The sequence below is a fragment of the Candidatus Aquicultor sp. genome, assembly GCA_036504445.1.
GTDB lineage: Bacteria > Actinomycetota > Aquicultoria > Aquicultorales > Aquicultoraceae > DASXVE01.
Genome location: DASXVE010000025.1, coordinates 202,660 through 228,126 on the forward strand (window position 1 = coordinate 202,660; position 25,467 = coordinate 228,126).

The window sequence follows — 25,467 nt, forward strand, 5'->3', positions numbered from 1 at the left end:
GGGTTTAGCAACCGTTAAAAGTAGCGGTTTTACCAGGCTCTAGAAGAACTCAGCAGTACTAGCGTAGTACAATGCGCGTGGGCCGTACTAACTTCGTGAAATGAAAATAATGCCGATGCCGATAAGCATTGCACCGATTATGCGGAGCGTATTAACGGGCTCGTCCAAGAATTGCCAAGAAATGAGGAGTACGGCGATATAGCCGAGGCTTGCAAATGGATACGCGAAGCTTAAATTCACGCGCGAAAGCACCACGAGCCAGGCAATTGACGATATTACGTATAATGCCAAGCCGATAAGCACATACGGGTGTAGGAAAGTTTTAAACATCATATCTTTGTAGTATATGAAGTTGCCGCCGCCTATGCGGCCAACCTGATTCATTCCTACCTTCAAAAGGTATTGACCACCAACGGCCAGCGATATGCTAAATAGAATTAAAAGAATTGACTTCATTCTGTTCCCTTCAATCATTGCCAGGCTACCCATAGGTGTAAGCTCTCTTCCTTGTTACAATCCCTGCAGCTTAAAGCGGGTGATCATCTTCAAATACTGCGCAATCGTCTTTGATATTTTTATCTTACTCTTTCCGACCTTCTGATCATACTTGAGCACAAACCCAACCTCATCGATTGTAGCACCGAGGGCACGAAGCTTCAAAAGGATTTCCGGGGTAACCGAGAACCCGGTTTCTTCGATAAAGGCATCACCGTACCTGCTAAACCCACGTTTAATAATCTCGGCGCTAAAAGCCCGGTAGCCGCATGTGTAGTCACGAAGCCCCTTGGTCGGGAAAAAGATAGTAAGTAGTGTTCCCGAGCCGCGGCTTAAGACCTTTCTAAACGAGGAGAGGCCGCGCTCGACGCCACCGGGAGCAAAGCGCGAAGCGATTACCACGTCGTTTCCTTGGGCAATCTTATCCATCATGGAGGGCATGTATGCTGGATCGTGCGTTGCATCGCCATCGAGCGTGATAATGATGCCGCCGTTTTCACTCAATTCGGCCGCTTTGCGCAACCCTTTTGCCATGGTTCTACCAAGCCCGGCGTTGGGATGGTTGGCCAGCGGTACAATAACATATTGAGCGGACAGGTCTTTGATGATATCGGGGGTTTTATCGGTTGAACCGTCATCTACGATAATTGCCTTGTAGGTGATGTTGTTGTCGCTCGCCATCTTGGCAATCCCCTCGACAAGAACAGCGAGATTTCCCTCTTCGTTATAGGCTGGGATTACAATGTAAAGCACGTGGAGCCCCCTCAAGAATTGTAGCGATGCGCTCGCTTGCGTGTCCGTCTCCGTACGGGTTTACGGACCGCGCCATCCTATTATATTCCTCTTTGTCGTTTAAGAGAATCTGAGCTTCGTTAACAATATCAGCTCTATCCCGACCCACAACCCGCACGGTGCCCGCCTCAACGCCCTCAGGCCGTTCTGTGACTTCTCTCAGCACTAGAACCGGTTTACCGAGCGATGGTGCCTCTTCTTGAATGCCGCCCGAATCGGTCAGAATGAGGTATGATTTACTTATCAGCTGCACGAACGGCTCGTAGTCGAGCGGCTTTATCAAATGCACGCGCTCGACTTCCCCGAGCACTTCACGGGCGGTCTGCTGGACGAGCGGGTTAAGATGGACCGCAAAGGCTACTTCGACATCCGCATTTCGCTCGACGATATCTCGGATTGCCGTGCAAATCTGCTTGAGCGGCTCACCCCAGTTCTCGCGCCGATGCGACGTCACCAGGATCACGCGCCGGTTATCAAAATCTATCTCTTTCAGTTCGGGTTGCGTGAATTCGTAATCGGGACGTACCGTCTGTAGGAGCGCATCGATTACGGTATTGCCGGTGATATAAATGTTCTCTTTAGGAATATTGCAAGCTATAAGGTTTTGCGCCGATTGCTCTGTCGGGGCAAAATGGTAATCTGCAATCACGGTAGTAAGCGACCGGTTAATCTCTTCTGGAAACGGATGGTACTTGTCAAAACTGCGAAGGCCGGCTTCTATGTGGCCCACTTTGACCTTGTTGTAAAACGCGGCGAGCGCGGCAACAAACGTGGTTGTCGTATCCCCTTGCACCAGCAGAATATCGGGTTGCTCGCTTTCAATAACCGGTTTTAAACCGAGCAGCGCCCGGCTTGTGATATCGAAGAGATCCTGGCCCGCCCGCATAATATCGAGATCATAATCGGGCGTGATATTAAAGAGGTCGAGCACCTGGTCGAGCATTTCGCGGTGCTGGGCGGTCACCGCAACCACGGATTTAAACGTATCGGCCCGGCGCCCTAGCTCCTTTACAACAGGCGCCATCTTGATCGCTTCCGGGCGCGTGCCAAAAACTGTTAAAACCTTAATCACGTGCTAACCAACTTTCAAAATATTCTTGAAAAATTCTGCGGTAAGGGTAAGGCCTTGTTCGATATCAACCTGCGGCTCCCACCCGAGCGCTTGTTTCGCAAGTGTATTGGCAAGGTACGTCCGGTCGAGTTCGCCCTGACGCGCCGGGCAATACACGGCATCGCGATCGTAGCCGATAATGTTCTTCAATCTGGAGAAGAGCTCGTTAACCGATGTGCCTGCAGCGGTGCCGATATTGACCGCGATATTGTCGCCTGTTTCCAGGGCTAGCACATTCGCCCGGACCACATCGCCCACGTACACGTAGTCGCGCAGCTGTTCCCCGGTACCGAAAATCTTTACGTCGCGCCCGTCAAGCATAGCCTGGCAGAAAATCGCGATAACGCCGGCTTCACCGTGGGGGTCTTGCCGGGGTCCATAGATATTGCCGTAACGAAGCGCGGTGTAGCCAAGCCCATGAAGTTCGTGATAGCAGCTTAAATAATACTCGCCTGCAACTTTTGACGCGCCATACGGAGCCAGCGGATTAAGTTTTGTCGTCTCATCGGCCGGCAAGATTTCCGGCTCACCGTAGATCGCGCCGCCCGATGACGCGAAGAGCACCTTTTTAACATTGTGCTTGATGCAGCTCTGCAGCAGGTTGATCATGCCGAGTACGTTGATATTGGCATCGTAAACAGGATCGTCGACCGATCTTCTTACGTCGATCTGCGCTGCATGGTGGTTAAGAACGTCGGGCTTTTCTTTTGCGATGACCAGCTCGACTTCAGATGAACGGACATCAAGTTTGTAGAGACGCGCCTTCGGGTTCACGTTTTCTTCTTTGCCGCTTGAGAGGTTATCGATGACGGCGACATCGTGGCCGGCCTCGATGTATGCATCAACTATATTTGAGCCGATAAAGCCGGCGCCACCAGTCACTATAATTCGCACTAAAAACCGCCTTTCGCTTCGTGTACAATTTGTCTTTCGCATACGTACCCTAACAGGCTACGCTCTAAATCGGTTCGCGAGATCGGATTCTGTTTTCAGTATATCTTACCATGCAAGTTCGCGTACATAACAGCATCGTACTCTTGTTGAGTTACCTTTTTTTGGATATAGTTAAGTTAAGTTTTTGATATGCAGGCTGGATATAAGGTTTCGAGGTTTCATATCTGAGATCTGCAAACCTGTGAAAAGCGAGGTTCACGATGCTTATTGCCGCATTGCTTGCGGTTATCTTTATGTTAAACCTCCCATTCGGCTACTGGAGAGCCGGCCAAGAGAAATTCTCAAGGGGCTGGTTCCTAGCCGTTCATCTTCCGGTGCCGGTAATCGTCCTACTAAGGGTAACCTTCGGGTTCAGCTGGACGGCGCTGCCCTTCACCGTGCTCGCGTTCTTCCTGGGCCAGTACGGCGGCGGGCTTCTACGTTCAACCCTCCCTAGTAAAGTTCCTATCAAGTAAATTCGCAGATCATTTCTACCGCATACCGCTTTCTCTGCAGTAAACCGCCTACGGGCGATACTTCTTTCCACCGTAAATATAGGAAAACGGATACGCGTACGCATCTTCTATGATCCCCGCTCGCTTCGGATTTTCAAAGATGAAGACGGCGGTCGGCACGACCTCGGTATCTATAAGCGGTCGCTCTAAAAAATCAGGCTGCCAGATAGGGCTGTTGTTGCCACCTCGCGCCATCAGGTACTCATAGCGCATGCGTATCAGATTGATAAAGTGGTTGACCATAATATCACCCGGTTGGCATAAGATATGCACGTGATCGGGCATAATGCAGAACGCAAAGAGGCTAAACCCGTGAAGCGCGGATGTTTCAAACAAAAGATAGGCAAGATCATTGCAGTTGCTCTCTGCGCCAAAAAACTTTGTGCGCTGGTGCGTTGGAAGCATTATGTGATACGCGATCGGCATAGGGTGAATATTGCCAAGTAACGTACTATAACGATTGCTGGTAACCCGCCTGCTGTCCATGAAATATTACAATAATGTAATCGTACTGTTCTAGCAATACCTTATACAAAACTAGTTTATATTTTATTTATATACGATACTATTGAGGTAATGTTTAAGGTTGCACCGTAAGTCATGCTGGTTGCTGCGTTGGTTTAAGGAAGCCGGGATATCGTTAAATACCCTTTTTTACCAGTTCTTTAAGGTAAGCTCTGAGCTCCGGTCCGTATTCATCACTCATGAGCGCGATTTCAATCGTCGCTTTTATCCATGAGGTTATATTGCCGATATCGTACCGCGGACTGGTTACCTCGAATGCGTAGATTTCCTCTTTCTTAAGCAAGCGCCTTAAACCGTCGGTGAGCTGTATCTCGCCACCGAGACCCGGGGCCGTTTTCGACAGCGCATCGAAAATTCCGGGCGTCAGAATATAGCGGCCAAGGATCGCCAGGTCGGACGGCGCATCTTTAGGCGCGGGCTTTTCAACGAGATCGGTGATTTTATAGAGTTTATCACCCACCTGATCCACGGCGATAACACCATACCGTTGTACCTCAGACATCGGAACGCGCTCAACCGCAATAATCGATGCGCCGAGTCTGTTGTACGCTTTAATGAGGTCACGGGTACAAGGCTTATGGTTTAAGGTGATAATATCACCAAGAAGCACGGCAAAGGGGTTGTTCCCAACATGCTTTTCCGCACAGAGGACGGCGTGGCCTAGACCGGCGGCGTCTTTCTGGCGGATATAGTGGATATCGGCAAGCTTGGCAATGTTTTCAAGCTCGGCAACGGTGAGCTGATCGTTTTTCTTCTTGAGTACGGCCTCGAGCTCAAACGAGCGGTCAAAATGGTCTTCGATTGCACGCTTGCCGCGACCCGTTATAATAAGCACATCATCGATGCCGGACGCTACCGCTTCCTCGACGACGTATTGTACGGTCGGTTTATCCACAACCGGAACCATTTCCTTAGGTTGTGATTTAGTGATCGGCAAAAATCTCGTACCCAGTCCCGCTGCAGGTATTACCGCTTTTGTTACCCGAAGTTTGTTGTCAGTCACGTCTCCGAAGTCCTTTCTTTTTCCTGTGCCGCAAATAAGTTAATACCGTTACGTTGTGCGTAGCAGCCGCACCCAACGCTGCTGTATGACTAGCGTACCACAGACGTGCGTGTAACTTCAAAGTCGTAGTTGAAAAGTCATCCGCAGCATGTGCACACTGATATTTGCCCGCGTGCCAACAAGCGAAAACTTGGGAATAAGAAGGAAATTGGACCCCCTTTCAAGTATAAGATATATTCATCAGTTGCTGTCTACGGCAACGATTAAAGTTCTCGTTTATTGGAAGAATGTAATGTGATTTTGTTTACGCGCAATGAAACGGAGGAGTTGACATTGGTAAAGCTCGAACCCATCTCTGGTCTGCCGTTAGGGCTTGATGATGCACATTTGGTATTTGAGGACGGCTTACCCGTCGTAGTGCCGGATGTCCGCCACTTACAAGACTTTAAGGATGTGCTCGCCCCAAATTCGCCTTTAGTAGGGCCGGAAGATGCGTACTTTATGTACCGCGATATCGGTCGGGATAAGGATAAGGTGATGTTTCGCCGGTATAACTATCGCTATGATATTACGATTATTCAGCCCGGTATTATCGGCCGTGAACTCATGAAAACCGTTGGGCACTACCACCCGATCGTTCCCAACGAAAGCATCACCTACCCTGAAGTATACGAGGTTCTAAGCGGACGCGCGCACTATGTCTGCCAGAAAGTTGACGGCAACAAAGTGCTCGACTTCTTCGTTGTCGAAGCCCTTCCGGGCCAAAAGGTCGTTATCCCGCCGGGATACGGTCACATTACGATTAACCCTGAGGACGAGCCGCTCGTTATGAGCAACGTAACCGCAGACGGATTTAAATCGATCTATAAACCGTTTGAGGAACTGCACGGCGCAGCATATTACGAGCTTGCAAATTTCGACTGGGAACAAAATCCGAATTACCAGATCGACACCGCCCCGAAGTGGGCTAAAGCGAACGAAGTACCGTCATTCGGCCTGACCGAAGCCGTACCGCTCTACGCGTCGATTACAACCAACCCGGATGATTTTAGATACCTGGTCGACCCGGAGCCCTACATGGACACGTTCGATAAGGTGCTTCAGATGACCGGTAATCTGCTTGGGTAAGGCCTAGCGCAAGAACCAAAAAGGAGAAGCAATGCTTCTCCTTTTTTATTTCGTTTAGCAATTTTACCTACCGGTACATTTCTAGCGCCGTTTTCTTATCGAAGAGCAGCGTGCGGTGCAACATGTAACCTATCGCTTATTTTCGTTTTATAGGCCCTTGAGAGCCTTTCCCGCCGCATCAATTGTGCGTTCGATGTCATTATCGGTATGTGCCAATGAGACGAACGCTGCCTCAAACTGCGATGGCGCCAGGCTAATCCCCTGCGCGAGCATCGATTTAAAATATGCGGCGTATTTTGCCGTATCCGCCGTTTTCGCGCTCGCATAGTCGATAACCGGAACATCGGTAAAATACATGCACGAAAGTGACCCTACCCGGGTAAACTGCGCCGCTACACCGGCCTCTTGCGCCGCTTGTTTCAGACCATCGGCAAACACCGTGCCTTTGCAGTCGAGTTCTTCGTACACCTTCGGATCGCTTAAGATGCTAAGAAGTGTTATACCTGCGGTCATCGCTATGGGGTTGCCGGAAAGCGTTCCGGCCTGGTATACCGGCCCAACCGGCGCAAGATAATCCATGATATCCGCCCGGCCGCCAAACGCGCCGACCGGAAAACCGCCGCCGATGATCTTGCCCATCGTGGTGAGGTCCGGGGTGACGTTGTAATACGCTTGCGCGCCGCCGTAGGCAACGCGAAAACCGGTAATAACCTCGTCGAAGATGAGAACGACGCCGTATTCTTTGGTAATCCTGCGTAATCCCTCTAGGAAACCGTCTTTTGGCGGGACAACGCCCATGTTGCCTGCCACCGGCTCGACGATCACCGCCGCGATTTCCTCATGTTGCTCGCGGATTTTTTTCTCAACCGCTTCAAGGTCGTTGTATGGAAGGTTTATCGTATCTTGCGCCGCACCCTCGGTAACGCCGGGGCAATCGGGCAAACCAAGTGTCACTACACCGGAACCGGCTTGCACGAGCAAACTATCGGAGTGCCCGTGATAGCAACCTTCGAATTTAATAAATTTCGACCTGCCGGTAAAGCCACGGGCCAAACGGATTGCGCTCATGACCGCTTCTGTCCCCGAGGAAACCATTCGCACCTTTTCAACCGACGGCACCGCCGCAACTACGGCTTTTGCCATCTCTACTTCGAGTTCTGTCGGCGCGCCGTAGCTGGTGCCCTTCTCCAGCTGATCCCTAACCGCATCGTTTATGCGATCATCGGCGTGGCCTAGTATCATCGGGCCCCAGGACGCCACATAATCAATGTACTCGTTCCCATCGACATCATAGACCTTTGAGCCTTTTGCGCGTTCAATAAAAAGCGGGGTCAGCCCTACCGATTTAAATGCCCGTACCGGGCTGTTTACGCCCCCTGGAATATATTTCTGAGCCTCATCAAAAAGTTGCCGGGATTTCGATGTATCCATACCTACCTCCACCAAATAAAATGCATTTTCGTAATGTTGTAATATCCTGTTCACAATATCTGTTCACTATTAGTTTACAATGGTTTGCTCTGCATGCTCAAGCTTGCCCTATCTCTTCCCAGGCCATTGTTCACTAATCGTTTACATCGTTCTTTTTCTGTTGTTCACTTTTCGGTTACACTTGTCTTTTACACCGTTTTTACACCGTCTATAAGTGCTTGTTCATTATACGTTTACAACCGTTACAGAATACCGTTCACTTTAAGGTAACTATTGTTAATTATTACTTTACAATAAGTGTACTATCGTAGCACTGCCGTATTATCATATTATTATCTTGGTAGGCCTGGCCTGTTCGTTTAGTTGGCCGGGACTATTAAGCCTATCTTTAGAATAATCCCAAGCAGAGTTTGCTTGGGATTATTGCATAAATGCTAACATAGTGAACAAGCGTTATTATTAACAGAACGATTGTAAATGAAAACTTAATGCTATGCCGTATGCCTTAGCAACCGCCAGATCCACAATCGCCTCCGCAGCTGCAACCTGCGTCGGCCGACGTGGTTGTCGCAACCGCTTTTGGTATGTATACGCAATATGGCTCTTCGGCAAGGTAATCCCCTGTCGCCTCATAAGCCCGGGCTCGGCAACCGCCGCATATACGCTTATACTCGCATACGCCGCATTTACCGCCGAGGTTATCATAGTTGCGCAAGTCATTGAAGAGTTTGGAATCTTCCCAGACCTCACGGAAAGTCTTATCCTTAACATTTCCGGCCTCAACATCAAGGTAGCCGCACGTTTGTACCCGGCCGACATGGCTGATAAAGCAGAACCCGATGCCGCCGAGGCAGCCTCTGGTCATAGTCTCGAGGCCGCGCGCCGCATGGGGGTGGCCCGCCATCATCGTCGATGCCTTCTCGCCGTCTTGCTTGGCGCGCTGGAGCATGATTCTAAAGTAATGCGGGGCATCGGTCGGCTTGAAGAAGATATCTTTTTCAATCTTTTGCATATCATAGACCCAGTTGAGCGCGCGCTCGTATTCTTCAGGTGGAAGTTCCTGTTCCTCGAGCTCTTTGCCCCTGCCGGTCGGCACGAGCAAGAACGGATGGAACGCAACCGCGCCGATCTCTTTCGAAAACGTTAGAAGATCGTCGAGGAAATCAACGTTGAGCTTGGTAATCGTCGAGTTTATCTGTACCTCGATACCGGCTTCCCGGGCGATCTTGATGCCGCGAACAGCATCGTCAAACGCGCCGGTTACACCGCGGAACTTATCATGAAGCTCGGCGGTCGGGAAATCGATCGAGACGCTCATCCGGGGAATACCGACTTCTTTCACTTTTGCTGCGATTTCGGGGGTCATGAGCGTTGCGTTGGTGCCCAGCACCATGCGCAGGCCGATCTCCGAGCCGTACTTGGCAATCTCATAAAAGTCGGGACGTGCAAGCGGCTCGCCACCGGTCAAAATAATAATCGGATTACTGAACGACTTAATATTATCGAGAAGCGCTTTGGCGTCATCGGTTGAGAGTTCGCCTTCATAGGAGCCGTGGAGCGCCGACGCACGACAGTGCACACAGGCCAGGTTACAGCTTCGCGTAATCTCCCAGGCTATCATTCTGGGTGGTGGAACCGCACCCGTTAAATCTTTTATTTCGGCCTTTGCCGTATCGTGACCGCTCACAAAAACCCCCTTGGCTTGCCTATCAAAAAAACCAGCTTGCGCCTATTATATACCAAAAATTACCAGCTTGCCCATCTTGCCGGCATTATTTCGTTTCTATTGCGAAACGCCCGCCATATTCTTACTCGCTTAGCCAGCGGGCGGCATCTTTTGCGTGATACGTGAGAATAATATCGGCGCCGGCGCGCTTAAAGCCGGTTAGGACCTCAAGCACAACGCTCTTCTCGTCGATCCAGTCTTTTTCCGCAGCGGCTTTTACCATCGAATACTCACCGCTGACGTTATACACGGCAGTCGGATAACCGAACTCCTGCTTTATAGCTGCAAGCAAGTCGAGGCAGCTTATGCCCGGCTTAACCATGACGATATCGGCGCCTTCCTCGATATCGAGAGCGGTTTCTCGCAGCGCTTCGAGTTTGTTCGCCGCGTCCATTTGGTAACTCTTGCGGTCTCCAAACTGCGGCGTCGATTCCGCTGCCTCCCTAAACGGGCCGTAAAATGCGGATGATTGCTTGGCTGAGTACGCCATAATCGGAATATCTTCAAAACGGTTTTCATCGAGAGTCGAGCGAATAGCCGCAACGCGCCCGTCCATCATATCGCTTGGTGCAACCATGTCGGCGCCGGCTTCGGCATGCGAAAGCGCTGATTTGGCGAGAAGCTCGAGCGTTATATCGTTGAGCACCTCACCGTCGCGAACGACACCGCAGTGGCCGTGGCTTGTAAACTCGCATAAGCACACGTCGGTTACGACGAGCAGGTCTTTTACTTCCTTCTTGATGGCGCGAATGGCGCGTTGAACGATGCCGTCCTCGTCGTAGGCTTCACTGGCAGCCTCGTCTTTATGGAACGGAATGCCGAAGAGTATAATCGCGGGGATGCCGAGATCTCGTACCTCTTTAGCCTCTTCGACAATGTTGTCGATCGACATCTGGTACACACCGGGCATCGATGAAATCTCCTTCTTGTAACCCTCGCCGGGCGCCACAAAAAGTGGATAGATGAAATCATCTACGCTTAAGGTTGTCTCGCGTACCATCCGCCTGAAGTTTTCATTCTTGCGCAACCTGCGCGGCCTGTACGTTGGGAAATACATGCTATCAGATCCTTTACTTTAAAGTTAATCTATTCCTGCAGCGCAGGCACGATACGTGCCCACGCGTTTTTGCTATATCAGGCCGCCGATGCCCTTCTTCAAGCCTCTGCCGTGATGGCATAATACCGAACAATTGCATCAACTAAGCCCGGAATAGTATATTCGCTCGCCATAATATCGACGGATAAACCCGATTTTCCAATCGTTTCGGCCGTAACCGGGCCGATTGCCGCGACCGTAACGCCGTGCATTAGCTCGGATGTTTTTGGCCCCACCAGCTCTACAAAATTAGTCACTGTCGACGAGCTGGTAAAGGTTGCGATGTCGACGCTCTTCTCCGCAAGCATCTGCCGTATTCTCTCGCCGGCCGCTTCGTCGAGGACCGTCTGGTATACCTCGGCGACATCGACATGTGCCCCCATTTCGCGAAGCGTGCCGGGCAGTATATCACGTGCCACGAGCGCCCGTGGGATGAGAATGCGCGCGCCGGCTATACCGGTTTTCTCAAATTCGGCAAGCAGCCCCTCGGCGACAAACTCCGCCGGTGTTATATCGATATTGATGAGCAGTTTTTTAACTGCTTTTGCCGTCGCCGGGCCGATAACCGCAACACGTGCGCCGGAAAGAATCCTGATGTCTTTCTTTAGCGCGGCCATGCGCTTTATAAAGCATTTTACCCCATTTACGCTGGTAAAGATAACCCAATCGTAACCGTTACCCCCATCGAGTCGCTCGATAGCTCGATCTATGTTGGCGAAACTATCCGGGTCGACGATTTTAATCGTCGGCACTTCGATTGGCTGGCCGCCGAGTTCGTAAATCAGATCGGACAACGTTTTCGCCTGGCTCTTCGCTCTGGTAATGAGCACCCTCTTGCCGAACAGCGGCTTTTTCTCGAACCAGCTTAGCTTCTCGCGCAAGCCTACCACCTCACCGACGATAATTATCGACGGCGCCTTGATCTTGGCTTCTTCTACCGCGTCCGCAATCGTCGCGAGTGTGCCGATCACTGTTTTCTGTTGCGGTGTCGTGCCCCAGCGTATCACGGCGACCGGGGTATCGCTTGGGCGACCGTGCCTCATGAGCTGCTCGACTATTTTGCTTAAATTCCGCATACCCATATAGAAAATGACGGTGCCGATACCGGCTAAGCTCTGCCAATCGATATCGGTCGTCGGCTTGGCCGGGTCTTCATGACCGGTCACAAACGCTACCGTCGAAGTGATGCCTCGCTGCGTTACGGGTATACCGGCGTATGCCGGAACTGCGTTTCCCGCCGACACGCCGGGTACAAATTCGAATTCGATACCGGCATCAACCAGGGCAACCGCTTCTTCGCCGCCCCGGCCGAAGATGAGCGGGTCGCCGCCTTTAAGACGCACAACGGTTTTCCCGTCGTTTGCCTTTTCGACCAGTAACCGGTTGATATCATCTTGTTTAAGGATATGCTTGCCGTCATGTTTACCGACGTAAATGAACTCTGCATCGGCTTTTGCATGCTTGAAGAGCAGGTTTGTTGCCAGACGATCGTAGATAATACAATCGGCCCAGGCAATGCATTCAAGCCCTTTAACGGTTATAAGTTTTGGGTCGCCGGGGCCCGCCCCGACGAGATAGACTTTACCTGGCACTCAATTCACCTATCAACAATTACATACCAACTATAGGTATGTGCCGCACATCGTGCGACACTATATTATTATTAACGTATTACATACACAATACTGCATATTTCACACTGCTGCTTTAATACTTCATACATACTACTTCACTATTACTACTGGCCGTTCGGATGCTCCGGAGCGGGCACACACGGTTCGCCGGCGCGCACCTCTGCCAAAATCTCATCTGCGCCCATCTCGCGCAATTTATCGGCCAACGCTATACCGAGCTCGTTTGCATCCGCCGGGTCACCGGCAATGCTGTCGCGGATCAGCTTGGAGCCGTCGAGGCCGGCCACCATACCGTCGAGGGCGAGCACGCCATCTTTAACTATGCCCAATGCACCGATCGGAATCTGGCAGCCACCTTCCAGCTCGCGCAGCAGCGCCCGCTCGCCGGTAACGCTAAAGCGTGTCTCCGCATCTTCCAGATACTGCATAAGCTCGGCGACATCTGGATCGTTTTCCCGTGTCTCGACCGCGATTGCACCTTGGCCTACGGCCGAGAGCATAATGTCGGATGATATGCGCTCGGTTATGTTTTCGTTCCAGCCCATGCGATCGAGGCCCGCCGCCGCGAGGATAATCGCGTCGAACTGGCCCTCTGCCATCTTATTTAAACGCGTATCTAAATTACCGCGCACATCTTTAACCTGTAGGTCGGGCCTTACGTTAAGAACCTGGGCGATACGGCGCAAGCTGCTCGTGCCGATCACCGAACCTGCGGGCAACTCTAGAAGACCTTTGCCGATCCTCGAGATTAGTACGTCACGTGGATCGACTCGTTTTAAAAAAGCGCCAAGCGTTAAGCCGGCGGGAATTTCGGTGGGAACGTCCTTGCTGCTGTGAACCGCAAAATCGGCCTCGCCTGTAAGAAGCGCGGTTTCGATCTCTTTTACAAAGAGGCCTTTGTCGCCGATCTTTGCCAGTGCCACATCAAGAATCTTATCCCCTTGCGTCTTGATAATGTTGAGCTCGATTTCAACGCCCGCTTTTTCCTTAAGAATTGCGGCTACATGGTTTGACTGCCAGAGGGCGAGCTTGCTCCCCCGGGTACCCAAAATAAACTTCTTTTTTGTCATTTAATCACCTATCGGTTTGGAATGAAGCTCGATCAGGCCCGGTGCGCTCGCTTCGCTTTCCGCTTCTTCATCCTGGATATCGAAGAGATACCGCAGCGACTCTACATGCAAGTAGCCGTCTTTCCGGTTTGCGCTCTCTTTTGCCTTCACGATCGGTTTGTGCAATATCTTATTTATTATAGCGCTCGTTAACGCATTGAGCGTATTGAGTTCAGCTTCAGTAATATTTGGCAGCTTGCGCAGGTATTTCTCGAGCTCTTTTTGCCTAATTTCCTCAGCCTCGCGCCTGAGCGTCGAGATGAGTGGGGCTACTTCAAGCGTTGCAAGCCATGCGCTAAAGTTACCGACTTCCGACTCTACGATATCCTCGGCAATTTCGGCCGCTTTTTTGCGCTCTTCCAAATTGGTCTGGACGACGTTGTCGAGGTCATCAATATCGTAGGCAAAAACATTGTATATCTTTGCGACCGCCGGATCGATATCCCGCGGTACCGCAATATCGATAAAGAAGATCGGTTTATGCTTGCGCTTTTGCATCACCTTCGAGATGTGATCTTTGGTAACGATATGGTGCGGTGCGCCCGTCGAGCTGATAACGATATCGGCGTGAACCATGTGGTCGAAGAAATCGCTGAACTTGACTGCCGTTCCTTTATACTGCTCGGCAAGCGCCTCGGCGCGCTCGAAAGTTCGATTGGTCACGATGACGTGTTTAACGCCGTTGCTGACCAGATGCGTGGCGGTAAGCTCAATCATCTCACCGGCACCGATAAGCATAGCGGTGCGCCCGTCGAGCGTCTCGAATACTTTCTTGGCGAGTTCAACCGCCGCGTAGCTAATCGAAACCGCGCTTTCACCGATTTCCGTTTCGCTGCGCACTCGTTTACCGGCAAGAAGCGCGTGGCGGAACAGGCGGTTTAAAACCGCTGCCGTTCCCTGACACTCAAACGCCATATCGTAGGCCTTTTTTACCTGACCCTGGATTTGCGCCTCGCCGAGAACCATTGAGTCGAGGCTCGATGAAACCCTGAAGAGGTGACGAATCGCGCTCGTGCCTTCATGGAAGTACAGGTACTTCTGCAAGGTATCGCGATCGAGCGTGTGATAATCGCTGATAAACTGAGTGATGTTGTCTTTACCCTTCTCTGGGTCGGTCGCAACCACATAGATTTCCATACGGTTACATGTTGAGAGGATAACCGCTTCGCATACGCTCGGGTATCCTGTCAACACGTGAAGAGAATCCGATAAAATCTGTTCGGGAAAAGTAACCGTTTCCCTGATCTCTACGGGAGCGGTCTTGTGACTTAGACCGGCAACTATTATATGCATGACCTTACTCTTTCCTCTGCCTCTCGGATCTTACCTTCTTTGATTAAGCCCAAACAGTCGGACTCGATCAATCTTTCTAAAGCGCGTCTTCGTTCATCCGATGTATCGTACCTTTCGGTCACTTCCGCACGGAATTCGCGAAGGACGTTGCAATACGTCGCATATTCTTCGCCAAATATTTGCTGCAGTTCTTTTCGAAGATTCTGTGCTAGGATTGGACAACTGCCGCTCGTCGAGATGCCGATAACGAGATCTCCACGGCGAACCGTTGATGGTACGATGAAGGTGCAAAGCTCTGGTGCGTCTACTAGGTTGACCGGTATGTTATTCTCAATCGCTTCCTGGTGAACACGTCTATTAAGCTCACCATCATTCGTTGCTACAATCGCCAGCGCGGCGCTTTTAAGATCGCCCGCCGTATAGCCGCGCTTCTGTATCGTCACGCGCCCTTGGCCCGCGAGCTCTTCAATACCCGCAGTGACCTCTGGGCTGATAACCACCACATCGGCGTCGCATTCTACCAGCGACTGTATCTTTCGCTCGGCAACGTCGCCGCCGCCGATAAGAACGCAGGTAGCCCCTGCGATATCCACAAACATCGGGTAATACGCCATTACCTACCCTAAACCCCCGCCATAACTATGAACCGTCGGCAGTATCTGCTGCACAAAACTTGAGTTACCTATAAGATACGTCGCGATCGCAACTACAAATCCGAGAATTGCAAAGATATTGGCGCGCTTACCTTGCCAACCAAGCGTTGTCCTTACCAACAAATACGAACCATATACTACCCACGTGGCGGCCGCCATCAGTATCTTCGGGTCTTGGTACCACGCCGCCCATTGCGGGAGCATTTCGGCGCGAATGGCGCCGGTCGCAAGAACAAGAGTTAAAAACGTAAAGCTAAACGCGATCGTTTTGCTGCCGATATCATCCGCCACCTCCAGCGACGGGAGCTTGCGAAATATCTTGCCGGGCTTCTTTTTATGCATGTTGCGAAGCTGGCGCTCTTGCAGCCAGTAGATAAGCGCAAGTGCCAGAGCAACGGTCATCGACGCGTATGCGAGCACGGCGAAAGTGACATGAATGCCGACCCAAACGCTGCGCAACTGCTCGGTCAGCGGCCTCGTCAACTTATATGTATGCCACGCCGCGTACTGGATGACAACCGCCATTGGCAACATAAACATGCCGAGCGCTTTTACTTTGCGGCTGCGTCCGGCATAGATCGCTTCGATTAATAAGAAGATTCCGATAATAAATGCTGAGATGATGATGCTTACGGTAAACGGACCTGCGGTGTTTGTGACTCCAAGCGCAAGCGCGCGCGTAAAAATAACTGCCAGAAGCAGTATAAACGCTAAGGTCGCACCGCCGAATCCGAGGAAATTATGTATCCAGCGATCCGCCTTTGCGGCATAATAGGCGCTGTACCCCAGGCTACTTAATACTCCGCATACCAAGGCCAGCCAAAATAAAATAATAGTGAGCTGTTCCAACTTATTCGCTCCTATGAAACGACAGAATAACTTCTAAGTTAAACTTACTTGTTCTTCTTCTCGATAAACTTACTTAATGCGCTGAGCTCTTTTTTCAGGCCCGAGAGTTTGTTGTTAACCACAACTACGTAGCCTAAAAGAACCACCCAGATTCCCATATACACCGCAACGACGTATGGTACATCTTCTTTCATCTATTTAACCTCCAAGCTCGTTTTTCAAATAATCGACTTCTTCCGCGGTAAGCTGGGCTTGGTAACGCATAAGAAGAAGTGCGACAAAGAACGTGGTCATGCCAAACATCGATATAAGAAACGCCGCAAGCATCGGCCCTTCCATGTGGGCGCCGCCCGTATCGATAACGATGGGATGAATTGAAGGAATCAACCGGATCGATAGAAACGTCAACGGCACGGTAACCGCTGCAAGAATCGCATAGACTGCCCCAAAGCGAGCTTTTGTGCTATCCTCGCTAACCGCCGAGCGAAGGACAAAGTAGGCGGCATACACAAGCATGAGGATAAGATACGTGGTGAGCCTCGGCTCCCACTGCCACCAAACACCCCAGGCTGCTTTATCCCACATAACGCCGGTAAACTCTACAAGCATTCCGAAAACAAAACCGAGTTCAACCGCTGCGAGGCTTAGAAAATCATACTTCCGCTCTTTCTTGATAAGAAAGAGCGCCCCGAAAACTGCGCCGAGCAGAAAAGCCAAAAGCGATGTTTCCGCAACCGGCGCATGGTAGTAGAAGATTTTTTGGTTAAAGAGCTCTTTGCCTGATTCACTCACCGCAATCGGAGCAACCAGGAAGGCGATCGCAAAACCGATCATCAGCAATGCGCCGCCGGCAAATATTAGAGAATACGTAGCTTTTTTCATGTATCATTCCCCTATTACAAAGTCATAAAGAGCATATGCTACCAGCAAGAATATTATATCATAGACTGCAAGCAATTTCATTGCACTCATAACTTGCGCGTACATTTGCGGACCGTCTTTCCCCACAAAACCCGCCATCGCGCCGTTTGTGGCTATGACAGCCGTCATTAGAATCGGCGTCATAATCGGCAAGTATATGACAGGAAGCAGCATATCGCGCATTTTAGAGTTGACCGATATTGTGGAGAGCAGTGTTCCGACGGTACAGATGCCGATATTGCCCAGTACGATTGCCCCAACAAACAGCGGAACCGACCCGTTAACCGATAGGTTGAGCATGCCTAGATAGAGCGGAACCGCAATAATCTCGACAATGGTCAAGAATATTAAATTACCCAGCATTTTCCCGAAGAAAATGTTAGGCCGGTCAACCGGTGCAAGAAGCAGCCCTTCAAGGCAACCCTCGTCTTTTTCGTGGACAAACGACCGGTTTAAGCCAAGTGTAGATGCGAATAAAAACGCAATCCAGATTAAACCGCCGGCAAAGGGCGCAAAATCTTTCGTTTCTCCAAAGCCAAAGTGAAACGCGACCATTATGATCAGCACGAAGAGCACCATGGTAACGACCATCTCTTTCGTGCGCAGCTCAGCGATAACATCTTTCTTGATAATCGCTCCGATTTGCCTCGTTGCCGACATTAGCTGTCACCTCGCACGCGTTGCGCATAGATGCTTCGAAACGCATCAATATCCAGGTCTTCTTTATCCTGGTAAAACACGATTTGTCCGTTATAGAGGATCATCGCTTTCGAGCAGAGCGCGATGCCCCGGTCGATGTTGTGGGTAATCATGATAAACGTATGCTCGTCCCTGATTTGATCGATCAGGTTCTCGAAGATGTCGACCGCATGCGGGTCGAGGCCGGTGTGCGGCTCATCGAGAAACAGCACGGACGGTTTATGCAGAAGCGCCCGGGCAATGGCAAGGCGCTGGGTCATGCCTTTTGAATACGTGCGCACCAAATCATAACGGCGGTGTGAGAGCTCAACCTGATCGAGCAGCTCGTCGATGCGTTCTTGGATATTCGGCATGTTATACATCGCACCGTAGAAGCGCAGGTTTTCTTCGGCGTTCAAATCCAGATAAAGAAGCGGGCTGTGCGAGATGAGCCCGATCTTTGCCCGAATAGCCGCCGAGTCTTTGAACGGGTCTAAGCCGCAGAGGCGAACCTCGCCTGTTGTGGGTGCGATAAGCGTCGATATAATCTTAACCAGCGTTGTCTTGCCGGCGCCGTTAGGCCCGAAGAGCGATAAAAATCCGCCTTTTTCCAGGTCAAACGATACCTGATCGAGGACTTTGCGTTTGCCAAAGACCTTCGACACGTTTTTAACTTCGACTTCGACCGGAAGATTGTGCTTATCTTCGGGCATATCTTTGGTTTTTTCCTGTTCTAAAAGATCCATTGAACCCTGTGCCATTCTTACATCACCACGTGCGGTGCATTTGCGCGATGCACCGCACAATTATTTTACCTCAATTTAGATTAGAATTAGCTTTATTCGGCCCCGGCCAGTGCCTCTTTACGGCGCCTGGTTGCTTTTTGCGAGGACGTGCCTTCTTTGACTTCCTCGGTTTCGGTCGCTGCGGCTCTCTTCGGCCACATCGAGACCATAGTGCCAAATATCAGTATAACGCTTCCGATCCATACAAATGAGACGAGCGGATTAACTTTTATATCAATCGACATCGCGCCTTGTTCGTCGATACCGTTAAAAACAACGAAGATATCGCGAAGCGGCTCGCGGAAGATCGAGGTGCGCGTAGTTTGCGATTGTTGTACCTCGTGGTAGACGAACTGTGGCTTTATCGTGCTGATAAGCTTGCTGCCCTGATTTTTATCCGTCATGTCGAATGATGCATTGTAGCTAATCTCACCGGGGGCCTTCTTCTCTTCGATGCCCTTGAAGGTAAGCGTATATCTATCGACCTGGATAGTCTGGCCGGGCTCGTTCTTCATGGTAACCGGAATATCCTGTACATAAAGCATCGAACCGGCAATGCCAAAGAACATAGTTGCCATACCCAAATGGCCGAGTAAGCCGCCTGCGAGACTGCGGTTATGTTTAATAAGGCCGGCAAGCCCACTCATGAAGCCCGCGCCTCTGTTCTTCCCTCGCTTTAGTGCTGTCATGATGAAGAGCTCGATTATCGCAGTTGCGGAGAACACCGCCATAATCATCGTTGCAAAACCGACTGGCTTGCTACCGAACGGTATATTACTGAGATTCATGCTGTAGAGCAGAGCTCCTGCAATTACAGCAACAACAGCTGGAATTACAAATAACCTGCCGAGTTCTCTGCCGTCGGTCTTTGTCCAACCCAGGAATGGGCAGACCGTGATAAGTGCCAGGTATAATAGGCCGAGCGGACCGGCCAGCTGGTTATAGAAGTCGGCTTTAACGGATGTTCCGAAAAACGTCGGAATAACCGTCGCGCCGAGGATGATAAAGGTAAACACAACAAGTGCGAGATTGTTTAAATAGTAAGTAAAGTGCCTCGAAAAAAAGTCACTAAAGAATTCTTCCGCCTCGAGTTCTTTCGCCCTGTTTTTCGTGAAGTACCAGGTAACTCCTGCTATAGCAACCATGATCATGCCAAACAAGGCCGTCAAATCCCATCTGAGCTCCGGGAATGAATGAACCGAGACATCGGCAAGAAGACCGGTTCGGGTAATAAACGTGGCCATAACGACCATAATGAGCGAGAACGCCGCAAGCCATACCGCCCACATTTTCATACCGCCGCGCCGGCGATACATCGTAAAGGTATGCAGCAACGCCGTACCGGTAAACCATGGCAGAATCGATGCGTTCTCCACCGGGTCCCAACCCCAGTAGCCGCCCCAGCCAAGGACAACATAAGCCCACAAGGCGCCGAGGAAAATACCGATTGTTAAAAAGAACCACGCGACGAGCGTCCAGGGACGCGCCTGTTTTACCCAGCCGTTACCCATATCACGTTCAATCAACGCCGCTATCGCAAATGCGAACGGAATAGTCATGCCTGCATAACCCATAAACAGCGTCGGCGGATGCAAAACCATCGCCCAGTGCATGAGGAGCGGATTAAGACCCACGCCGGTCGCTGCTGCGCCCATTTCTACACCTTTAAACGGGTTTGTCGCCGCAACGATTGTAAATGCCAAAAAGAGCTGCATTATATTAGAAATGTTGAGAGCCTGCGATTTCAACCTGGTCGTTTTGCGCAGATTTGAATACGCAAGGACGGTAGTATAGCCGCAGAGCATCCATAGCCATAAGAGTAACGACCCCTCATGGCCCGCCCAAAATGCGGATATCTTGTAGAAGATGCCCATTGTCGCAGCTGAATTCGCCGCGACATAGCCGAATGAAAAATCATCGCTGATAAACGCTGAAACAAGAATCAAGCTCGCAAAGGTCACCGCCACGAACTGCCAGATTACACCCCAGCTTGCAGCCTTCTGCTGCGGTTCGCCCTTATTTGCTTTAGCCTTATTGCCAATATAAAACGTATATACGGAGTAGATCGATAAGGCAATGGATACCAATAGGGCTGCCAAGCCAACATAGCGCATGTGTTATTTTCCCTCCTGTTTTTTCTTGTCCGACTGGTACTTCGATGGGCACTGCGTTACGATGCTGTCAGCCTCGAGCTTATCCTTCGTAACTAGTTTGCCGTCTGCTATGACAAAAACACCGGCGCCAAATTGGGATGGCATCGATTTCGAGTACACGACTGTCATTTTTTGATCTTTCTTTACCTTATCGTAGATCGTAAAGGTATATGTGCGCCCTTTGTGCACGATAGAGCCTTTCTCAACAAGACCGCCGACCCGAAGCGATTTTCCAACAAAGGAATTGTCGCCCGTTACCTCGCCAATCTTCTTGTAGTAAGAAATTTGCGAGGCGGAAGAGCTGTAGACCATGTATCCAATAACCGCTAGAAGTATGACCGTAACGACCAGCAGGCGCGTTTTGCCTTTTTTATCGACCATCAAAAGTTCCCCCTATCCTATCTTTCAACATCTACCGCTAAGCCCAAAATCAGCCGTTTGAGGCTGTTTTATACTATACTACTATCCCCCGTAGTATAGATTCAAAAGCCGGCAAGTTCAAGATCATTGCCGCGCTGGTGTTCCCGTGTTATCAACAAGCGCATTGAAATTACAGAAACTATCGCAAACAATATAGTGATGATCGCGGCGGACGCTTTGATCTCGATTGAATCTGACTGCGCAAACGCGTTATTTGGGTGCACCAGTTTTCCCGTAGAGGCAAGTAGTATAACCGAGGCGACCGGTAAGCTTAGATTAAGCGCCGCTTTAAACATTACATTTGCGATCATCTGCCGCAGTTGGTAGATGACAAACGCGAGTACGAGAATAAAGGCCGCGACGCGTAAGCGTGGTTCGATCCACCAATTCCCTCCCCAGGTAAGCCTGGCTGCAAACGAGCCGAGAACAACGCTGGCCGTCCAAAACCAAATCGCGGTTACCTGGCTAGCCGACGACCAGGCGACCACAACATCCTTAATTCCATGTGCGGCTGATTTATCCAATAAGAAACCAAAGAAAAGTAAGAGTGCGTAAAGCCCCGAGATGGCGAACATAAGCATGCCGACCCAGGTCACAGCGGCGTGGATGTAGATTAACCGAATGTAACTTCCTAGTGTTTTTTCTTCTGGAGCGATTAGCGCGAGGATTACTGCTAGAAGGATGAGCCCAAAAGTTGCGATTAACGCCTTTTTTGACCGTGCTGGTTTACTTCCCATAAAAGATGTTTACTCTCCAAACCGTCGGCACGTAGCCGCCCATCTTCAACCAACTTGACAACTCAAAATTAGGACACCCCTATCAGATGCTAAGTTCGCGTGTTTAGGCAAGCATACCTGACAGGGGTGATGAATAACCTCTGTTAACTTGTGTGAACTTTTAGCTTGCCTAAACAAATCCAGCTTAACAGAAAGTGAAGCGATTCGCAAGTAAAGTAGCTGGTAAAACGAACTATGTTGCACTTATGTGTTCAATATAAGTGTCTGCGCCGCCGGCGCGATTACCCACGCACCATTCCCCTTCGGAAGAATATTCGAGATCTTATAGCCCCCGTTTTTTTGGATATATACATACGCGGTGTAACCATCCGGTAAGATAATCATCCGTGAACATCTACGGTGCTCAACCCGGCAGTACTGCAAGCCGTTAGCGTAGCCGTCAGACACGTATAGTATTATTCAAGATATACACTCACTTGAGGCCCGTCAATACAGTACTATTCCTGCATTAAGGCTTGGTTGGAGGGTTTTGTCGCACGATGTTAGGGGTTCAAAGAGGAGCTCGCTAGGCGGCCCGGCACTGTTCGGCTGTGCACCGAAGCAGCTCGGATGCAACCCGATCGATCTTGGCTTCACTGAGTTCAGGGTATAGCGGCAACGAGAGTAATTCACCGGCGATCCGCTCGGCTACGGGAAGCATCCCGGGTCGATAGCCGTATTTGTCAAACTCCGGATGCAGGTGAAGCTGCGTGTGCTTGGGCATCCTGGTTTCGATGCTGCAGCTGGTAAGACGATGGTGTAGCTCATCTCGGTTCTGCACGCGAACAACGTATTCACTAAACACCGGCGTGACCATAGCGCCTACGGTTGGTGGCTGAATGCGCGTATCCACTAACCGCTCGTTATAAAGACGGGCATTATACCGGCGCACTGTATTCCAGCGGTCGAGGTGGGCAAGTTTTACCGAGAGCACAGCCGCCTGAAGTGGATTCAGGCAATGCATATGACCGCGTTCGCGCTCTATGGAACCGCGCGCTTCCGCTACACGCTCATAGAATGTCGCGCCGGCCAGCACCATAGCGCCTTCTCCGCAGCAGTTGAGCGTGCCGCCGGCGCCCATATTACATATCGCAATATCACCAAAACTTCCAACACGCGCATCGCCAAGCACGGCGCCGGCGGCACTGCTTGCATCCTCGATTATCGCGATATCGTAATCTTTGGCAACGCGTCGAAGCTCAATCATGTCCGCAGGCTGTCCGTACGTGTGCGCAGCGATTACGGCTTTTATACGCTTGGTAATAGCATCTTCAACAAATGCGGTATCGATTAGGTATGTGTGCGCATCGATATCGGCGAAAACCGGTTTGGCGCCGGCACGAATAACGGCATATGCGACTTCGCTCCCGTTATTCGGAGCCATGATGACTTCATCGCCGGACTTGATATCGAGCGAGCGAAGCGAGAGGTTAAGTGCTTCGGAAACCGATCCCACCGATAAAGCATGCGCCACCCCGCAAAACTCTGCAAATGTGCTCTCGAAACAAGCTGTAATATCGCTTGATATATTCGTGCCGAGCGCTGAGCCCAGCTTCGCAATAAGTTCGTCTTGGATGAACTCTAACTGGTGGCGTAGATCATTAAACGGAATCGCGGTTCTATCCGGCATGTATCCCCTTCCCTTAGGTGTAAAGGTATGGCAATTAGGCGGCTACATCTACATCGCATGGATAAACCAACACTTCGAGCACCTGGCGTTCTACCAATTCATCGATAAATTCCTCGATCTCTTTTCGAATCTGCAGTTCTGTTTTCTTGCTGGTGGCTCTGATTTTGTTGATAATATCGTTTACTTCGTGTCGCCCATCTGATAGCTCCCAAATCTTCGTACCGGCAGAGTTAAGCACGAAGAGTTTTTTGTTTTTAGATTGCACGATCAGCGTTTGGCCATTGATGATGCACGATGCCGAATCTGAACCACGCAAAGGGTAACTACCTTTGTGCATGCTTCCTCCACTCTAAATCTATCGTCAAACAACGCTCTGGAGACGGTTGCTCAGCTGCTTTAGCAGACCATACTATGGCCACCTGTAAAGTAAATTCCCAACCTGAGATATACCAAACCATTTCATGCTAAGATTGCAAAGCGAAATAGTCCTACGGCGATAGCAGGACTATCCGGCAGGATTACCGCTATGCAACGTCGTTTAGAAGCCCGTGGCGAAACAGTTCGGCGGCGCAATTTACGATATCGCGCATGACTTGCTCAGGGTCATCACCGGATTCCAAGCTTATCTGCTCGACAACCTCCTGTAAGCTATGTTCACCATCCCAAAGCTTCCATGCGACAAGCGCCGGTTTGCTTAACGTATGGGACCGCTTGGTGCTGGGATTATAAATTATGCCGTCTTCATTAATGATGCTAAACAGAAGGTTGTTGTTCCTCATGAGCTTCGTTGTCGAGTCCATCGAGTTCTCCTTTCCTAGGCCGTCTCCATGGATGTCGGTGAGTATCGCACGCGGTGATGGCGATATTCACAACGCTATTGTGGATTTACTACGTTAATTCCCATTTAGCGATGGATTAATGCCTCGCTTTACATTTTGCCGTTGAGGCACGTGAATCTTTCAGAGGGATCTGTTTCTGTAAGCAACCTATTGGGTAAAAAAATACCGGTATATAATTATAAAGGAGAAGCAATGTCCAGCAAACACTTTAATAAAGAGGGTGCACAACGATCATCATACCTGCGATCCGTCATTATCGGCTTAATTGCGATAGCCGTGCTGATCGCTTCCGGATTCACGTACGGCGCGTTGCGCCATGCAACGATAGCGGCATTTAATACACCAACGCAACCTCCCGTAGGCCGACTGCAGGTTACAATTCAAGAAGATTATCCGGGGCATGCGCCGATAAAAAATGCAATAATTACAATCGATGGGCGCCGTCTATCCTTAGATAACAAAGGCCGGATCACGGTTGATTCGCTCAGCCCCGGGCGGCATACGATAGCATTTACGCACAAACTATATGAACCGTTTTCACTGAGCCTTGCCACTAAGAAGGGACCGAATACACTGGTGCTGCGAGTTTGCCTGTCGGCGGTTGAGGCCGGTAAACGCTGGATGAAAACCAAGCAGGAGAACCTCCACCAGGATACATATGCTCTCCTGCACCCGGATGAGCGCACCCGCATAAAACAAGCTGATTACATAAGATTTAAAACCGATGTGTTAAAAGCGTATAACGTGAAAATCGATAAATTCTACGTGTACCCGCCAGAATATGCTGCGATATGGAAGCACCCAAAAACAGGCAAGGCATATAAGAATGTGGCTATTATGCGTGTGGATAGCATCGTTACCGTAGATAAGCTCGGGACGGTTAAACAGCGATGGTATATTGCCGCGCAGCGTGTAAACAACAGGTGGCTCTTTCTCTCGGGCCTGTAATCTAGGATGCGTGGGGCATATGTC

The 25,467-nt window shown here is 50.4% G+C and carries 27 protein-coding genes; 3 read left to right on the forward strand and 24 right to left on the reverse strand.

The window, feature by feature from the left end; all coding sequences use genetic code 11:
* Window positions 1-87: 87 nt before the first annotated feature.
* From VGK02_08425 to VGK02_08440, 4 genes are read right to left on the reverse strand one after another with little or no spacing between them, the layout of a single operon-like run.
* Window positions 88-489, reverse strand: a complete 402-nt coding sequence (locus tag VGK02_08425) for an EamA family transporter (protein ID HEY3375070.1) — start codon at window positions 487-489, stop codon at window positions 88-90.
* Window positions 490-510: 21 nt separating this feature from the next.
* Entirely contained in the window at window positions 511-1,248 is a 738-nt protein-coding gene (locus VGK02_08430) for a glycosyltransferase (GenBank protein ID HEY3375071.1), read from the reverse strand.
* Complete coding sequence (gene wecB / locus VGK02_08435; GenBank protein ID HEY3375072.1) at window positions 1,220-2,359, reverse strand: UDP-N-acetylglucosamine 2-epimerase (non-hydrolyzing); 1,140 nt, start codon at window positions 2,357-2,359, stop codon at window positions 1,220-1,222. Before wecB ends, VGK02_08430 begins: the two co-directional genes overlap by 29 nt.
* Before the next feature lie 3 nt (window positions 2,360-2,362).
* Window positions 2,363-3,292, reverse strand: a complete 930-nt coding sequence (locus tag VGK02_08440) for an NAD-dependent epimerase/dehydratase family protein (GenBank protein HEY3375073.1) — start codon at window positions 3,290-3,292, stop codon at window positions 2,363-2,365.
* 260 nt (window positions 3,293-3,552) lie between these two features.
* Here VGK02_08440 and VGK02_08445 point away from each other — a divergent pair, with 260 nt between their 5' ends.
* Window positions 3,553-3,807 (forward strand): hypothetical protein, encoded by a 255-nt coding sequence (locus VGK02_08445; protein HEY3375074.1) that lies wholly within the window; start codon window positions 3,553-3,555, stop codon window positions 3,805-3,807.
* A 48-nt stretch (window positions 3,808-3,855) separates the two neighbouring features.
* Here VGK02_08445 and VGK02_08450 read toward each other — a convergent pair whose 3' ends face one another.
* Window positions 3,856-4,332, reverse strand: a complete 477-nt coding sequence (locus tag VGK02_08450) for a transposase (GenBank protein ID HEY3375075.1) — start codon at window positions 4,330-4,332, stop codon at window positions 3,856-3,858.
* A gap of 154 nt (window positions 4,333-4,486) precedes the next feature.
* Window positions 4,487-5,374 (reverse strand): UTP--glucose-1-phosphate uridylyltransferase GalU, encoded by an 888-nt coding sequence (gene galU, locus VGK02_08455; GenBank protein ID HEY3375076.1) that lies wholly within the window; start codon window positions 5,372-5,374, stop codon window positions 4,487-4,489.
* A gap of 333 nt (window positions 5,375-5,707) precedes the next feature.
* On the opposite strand from galU, the gene VGK02_08460 reads away from it, so the two are divergent.
* On the forward strand, window positions 5,708-6,502 hold the full coding sequence (locus tag VGK02_08460) for a glucose-6-phosphate isomerase family protein (GenBank protein ID HEY3375077.1): 795 nt from the start codon (window positions 5,708-5,710) through the stop codon (window positions 6,500-6,502).
* A 147-nt stretch (window positions 6,503-6,649) separates the two neighbouring features.
* Here the strand turns inward: VGK02_08460 and hemL are convergent, their stop codons facing one another.
* The 18 genes from hemL to VGK02_08550 form a co-directional block, all read right to left on the reverse strand.
* The gene (hemL, locus tag VGK02_08465) at window positions 6,650-7,933 is read right to left on the reverse strand and encodes a glutamate-1-semialdehyde 2,1-aminomutase (protein HEY3375078.1); all 1,284 of its coding nucleotides are present in this window, start codon (window positions 7,931-7,933) and stop codon (window positions 6,650-6,652) included.
* 505 nt (window positions 7,934-8,438) lie between these two features.
* Window positions 8,439-9,620 (reverse strand): heme b synthase, encoded by a 1,182-nt coding sequence (ahbD, locus tag VGK02_08470; GenBank protein ID HEY3375079.1) that lies wholly within the window; start codon window positions 9,618-9,620, stop codon window positions 8,439-8,441.
* 121 nt (window positions 9,621-9,741) lie between these two features.
* The gene (gene hemB / locus VGK02_08475; GenBank protein HEY3375080.1) at window positions 9,742-10,716 is read right to left on the reverse strand and encodes a porphobilinogen synthase; all 975 of its coding nucleotides are present in this window, start codon (window positions 10,714-10,716) and stop codon (window positions 9,742-9,744) included.
* A gap of 98 nt (window positions 10,717-10,814) precedes the next feature.
* Entirely contained in the window at window positions 10,815-12,347 is a 1,533-nt protein-coding gene (gene cobA / locus VGK02_08480; GenBank protein HEY3375081.1) for a uroporphyrinogen-III C-methyltransferase, read from the reverse strand.
* 146 nt (window positions 12,348-12,493) lie between these two features.
* Entirely contained in the window at window positions 12,494-13,459 is a 966-nt protein-coding gene (gene hemC, locus VGK02_08485) for a hydroxymethylbilane synthase (GenBank protein HEY3375082.1), read from the reverse strand.
* Window positions 13,460-14,791: a glutamyl-tRNA reductase gene (hemA, locus tag VGK02_08490; GenBank protein HEY3375083.1), complete on the reverse strand. Its 1,332-nt coding sequence runs from the start codon at window positions 14,789-14,791 to the stop codon at window positions 13,460-13,462.
* Complete coding sequence (locus VGK02_08495) at window positions 14,782-15,405, reverse strand: bifunctional precorrin-2 dehydrogenase/sirohydrochlorin ferrochelatase (protein ID HEY3375084.1); 624 nt, start codon at window positions 15,403-15,405, stop codon at window positions 14,782-14,784. Before VGK02_08495 ends, hemA begins: the two co-directional genes overlap by 10 nt.
* A gap of 3 nt (window positions 15,406-15,408) precedes the next feature.
* Entirely contained in the window at window positions 15,409-16,293 is an 885-nt protein-coding gene (gene ccsA / locus VGK02_08500) for a cytochrome c biogenesis protein CcsA (protein ID HEY3375085.1), read from the reverse strand.
* 44 nt (window positions 16,294-16,337) lie between these two features.
* Window positions 16,338-16,487: a CcmD family protein gene (locus VGK02_08505; protein HEY3375086.1), complete on the reverse strand. Its 150-nt coding sequence runs from the start codon at window positions 16,485-16,487 to the stop codon at window positions 16,338-16,340.
* 4 nt (window positions 16,488-16,491) lie between these two features.
* The gene (gene ccsA / locus VGK02_08510) at window positions 16,492-17,175 is read right to left on the reverse strand and encodes a cytochrome c biogenesis protein CcsA (GenBank protein ID HEY3375087.1); all 684 of its coding nucleotides are present in this window, start codon (window positions 17,173-17,175) and stop codon (window positions 16,492-16,494) included.
* A 3-nt stretch (window positions 17,176-17,178) separates the two neighbouring features.
* Window positions 17,179-17,874, reverse strand: a complete 696-nt coding sequence (locus tag VGK02_08515) for a heme exporter protein CcmB (protein HEY3375088.1) — start codon at window positions 17,872-17,874, stop codon at window positions 17,179-17,181.
* Window positions 17,874-18,653, reverse strand: coding sequence for an ABC transporter ATP-binding protein (locus VGK02_08520; protein HEY3375089.1), 780 nt, complete (start codon window positions 18,651-18,653; stop codon window positions 17,874-17,876). The genes VGK02_08515 and VGK02_08520 overlap by 1 nt, the downstream gene beginning before the upstream one ends.
* Window positions 18,654-18,730: 77 nt before the next feature.
* Window positions 18,731-20,791: a cytochrome c-type biogenesis CcmF C-terminal domain-containing protein gene (locus VGK02_08525; protein ID HEY3375090.1), complete on the reverse strand. Its 2,061-nt coding sequence runs from the start codon at window positions 20,789-20,791 to the stop codon at window positions 18,731-18,733.
* Window positions 20,792-20,794: 3 nt separating this feature from the next.
* The gene (locus tag VGK02_08530; protein ID HEY3375091.1) at window positions 20,795-21,211 is read right to left on the reverse strand and encodes a cytochrome c maturation protein CcmE; all 417 of its coding nucleotides are present in this window, start codon (window positions 21,209-21,211) and stop codon (window positions 20,795-20,797) included.
* Window positions 21,212-21,312: 101 nt separating this feature from the next.
* Entirely contained in the window at window positions 21,313-21,987 is a 675-nt protein-coding gene (locus VGK02_08535; protein HEY3375092.1) for a hypothetical protein, read from the reverse strand.
* 565 nt (window positions 21,988-22,552) lie between these two features.
* Window positions 22,553-23,656 (reverse strand): DegT/DnrJ/EryC1/StrS family aminotransferase, encoded by a 1,104-nt coding sequence (locus VGK02_08540; protein ID HEY3375093.1) that lies wholly within the window; start codon window positions 23,654-23,656, stop codon window positions 22,553-22,555.
* A 34-nt stretch (window positions 23,657-23,690) separates the two neighbouring features.
* The gene (locus VGK02_08545; protein ID HEY3375094.1) at window positions 23,691-23,993 is read right to left on the reverse strand and encodes a PqqD family protein; all 303 of its coding nucleotides are present in this window, start codon (window positions 23,991-23,993) and stop codon (window positions 23,691-23,693) included.
* A 187-nt stretch (window positions 23,994-24,180) separates the two neighbouring features.
* Window positions 24,181-24,456: a PqqD family peptide modification chaperone gene (locus tag VGK02_08550; protein HEY3375095.1), complete on the reverse strand. Its 276-nt coding sequence runs from the start codon at window positions 24,454-24,456 to the stop codon at window positions 24,181-24,183.
* 231 nt (window positions 24,457-24,687) lie between these two features.
* Between VGK02_08550 and VGK02_08555 the strand changes: the two genes are divergently transcribed.
* The gene (locus VGK02_08555) at window positions 24,688-25,443 is read left to right on the forward strand and encodes a hypothetical protein (protein HEY3375096.1); all 756 of its coding nucleotides are present in this window, start codon (window positions 24,688-24,690) and stop codon (window positions 25,441-25,443) included.
* The last annotated feature ends 24 nt before the right edge of the window (window positions 25,444-25,467 follow it).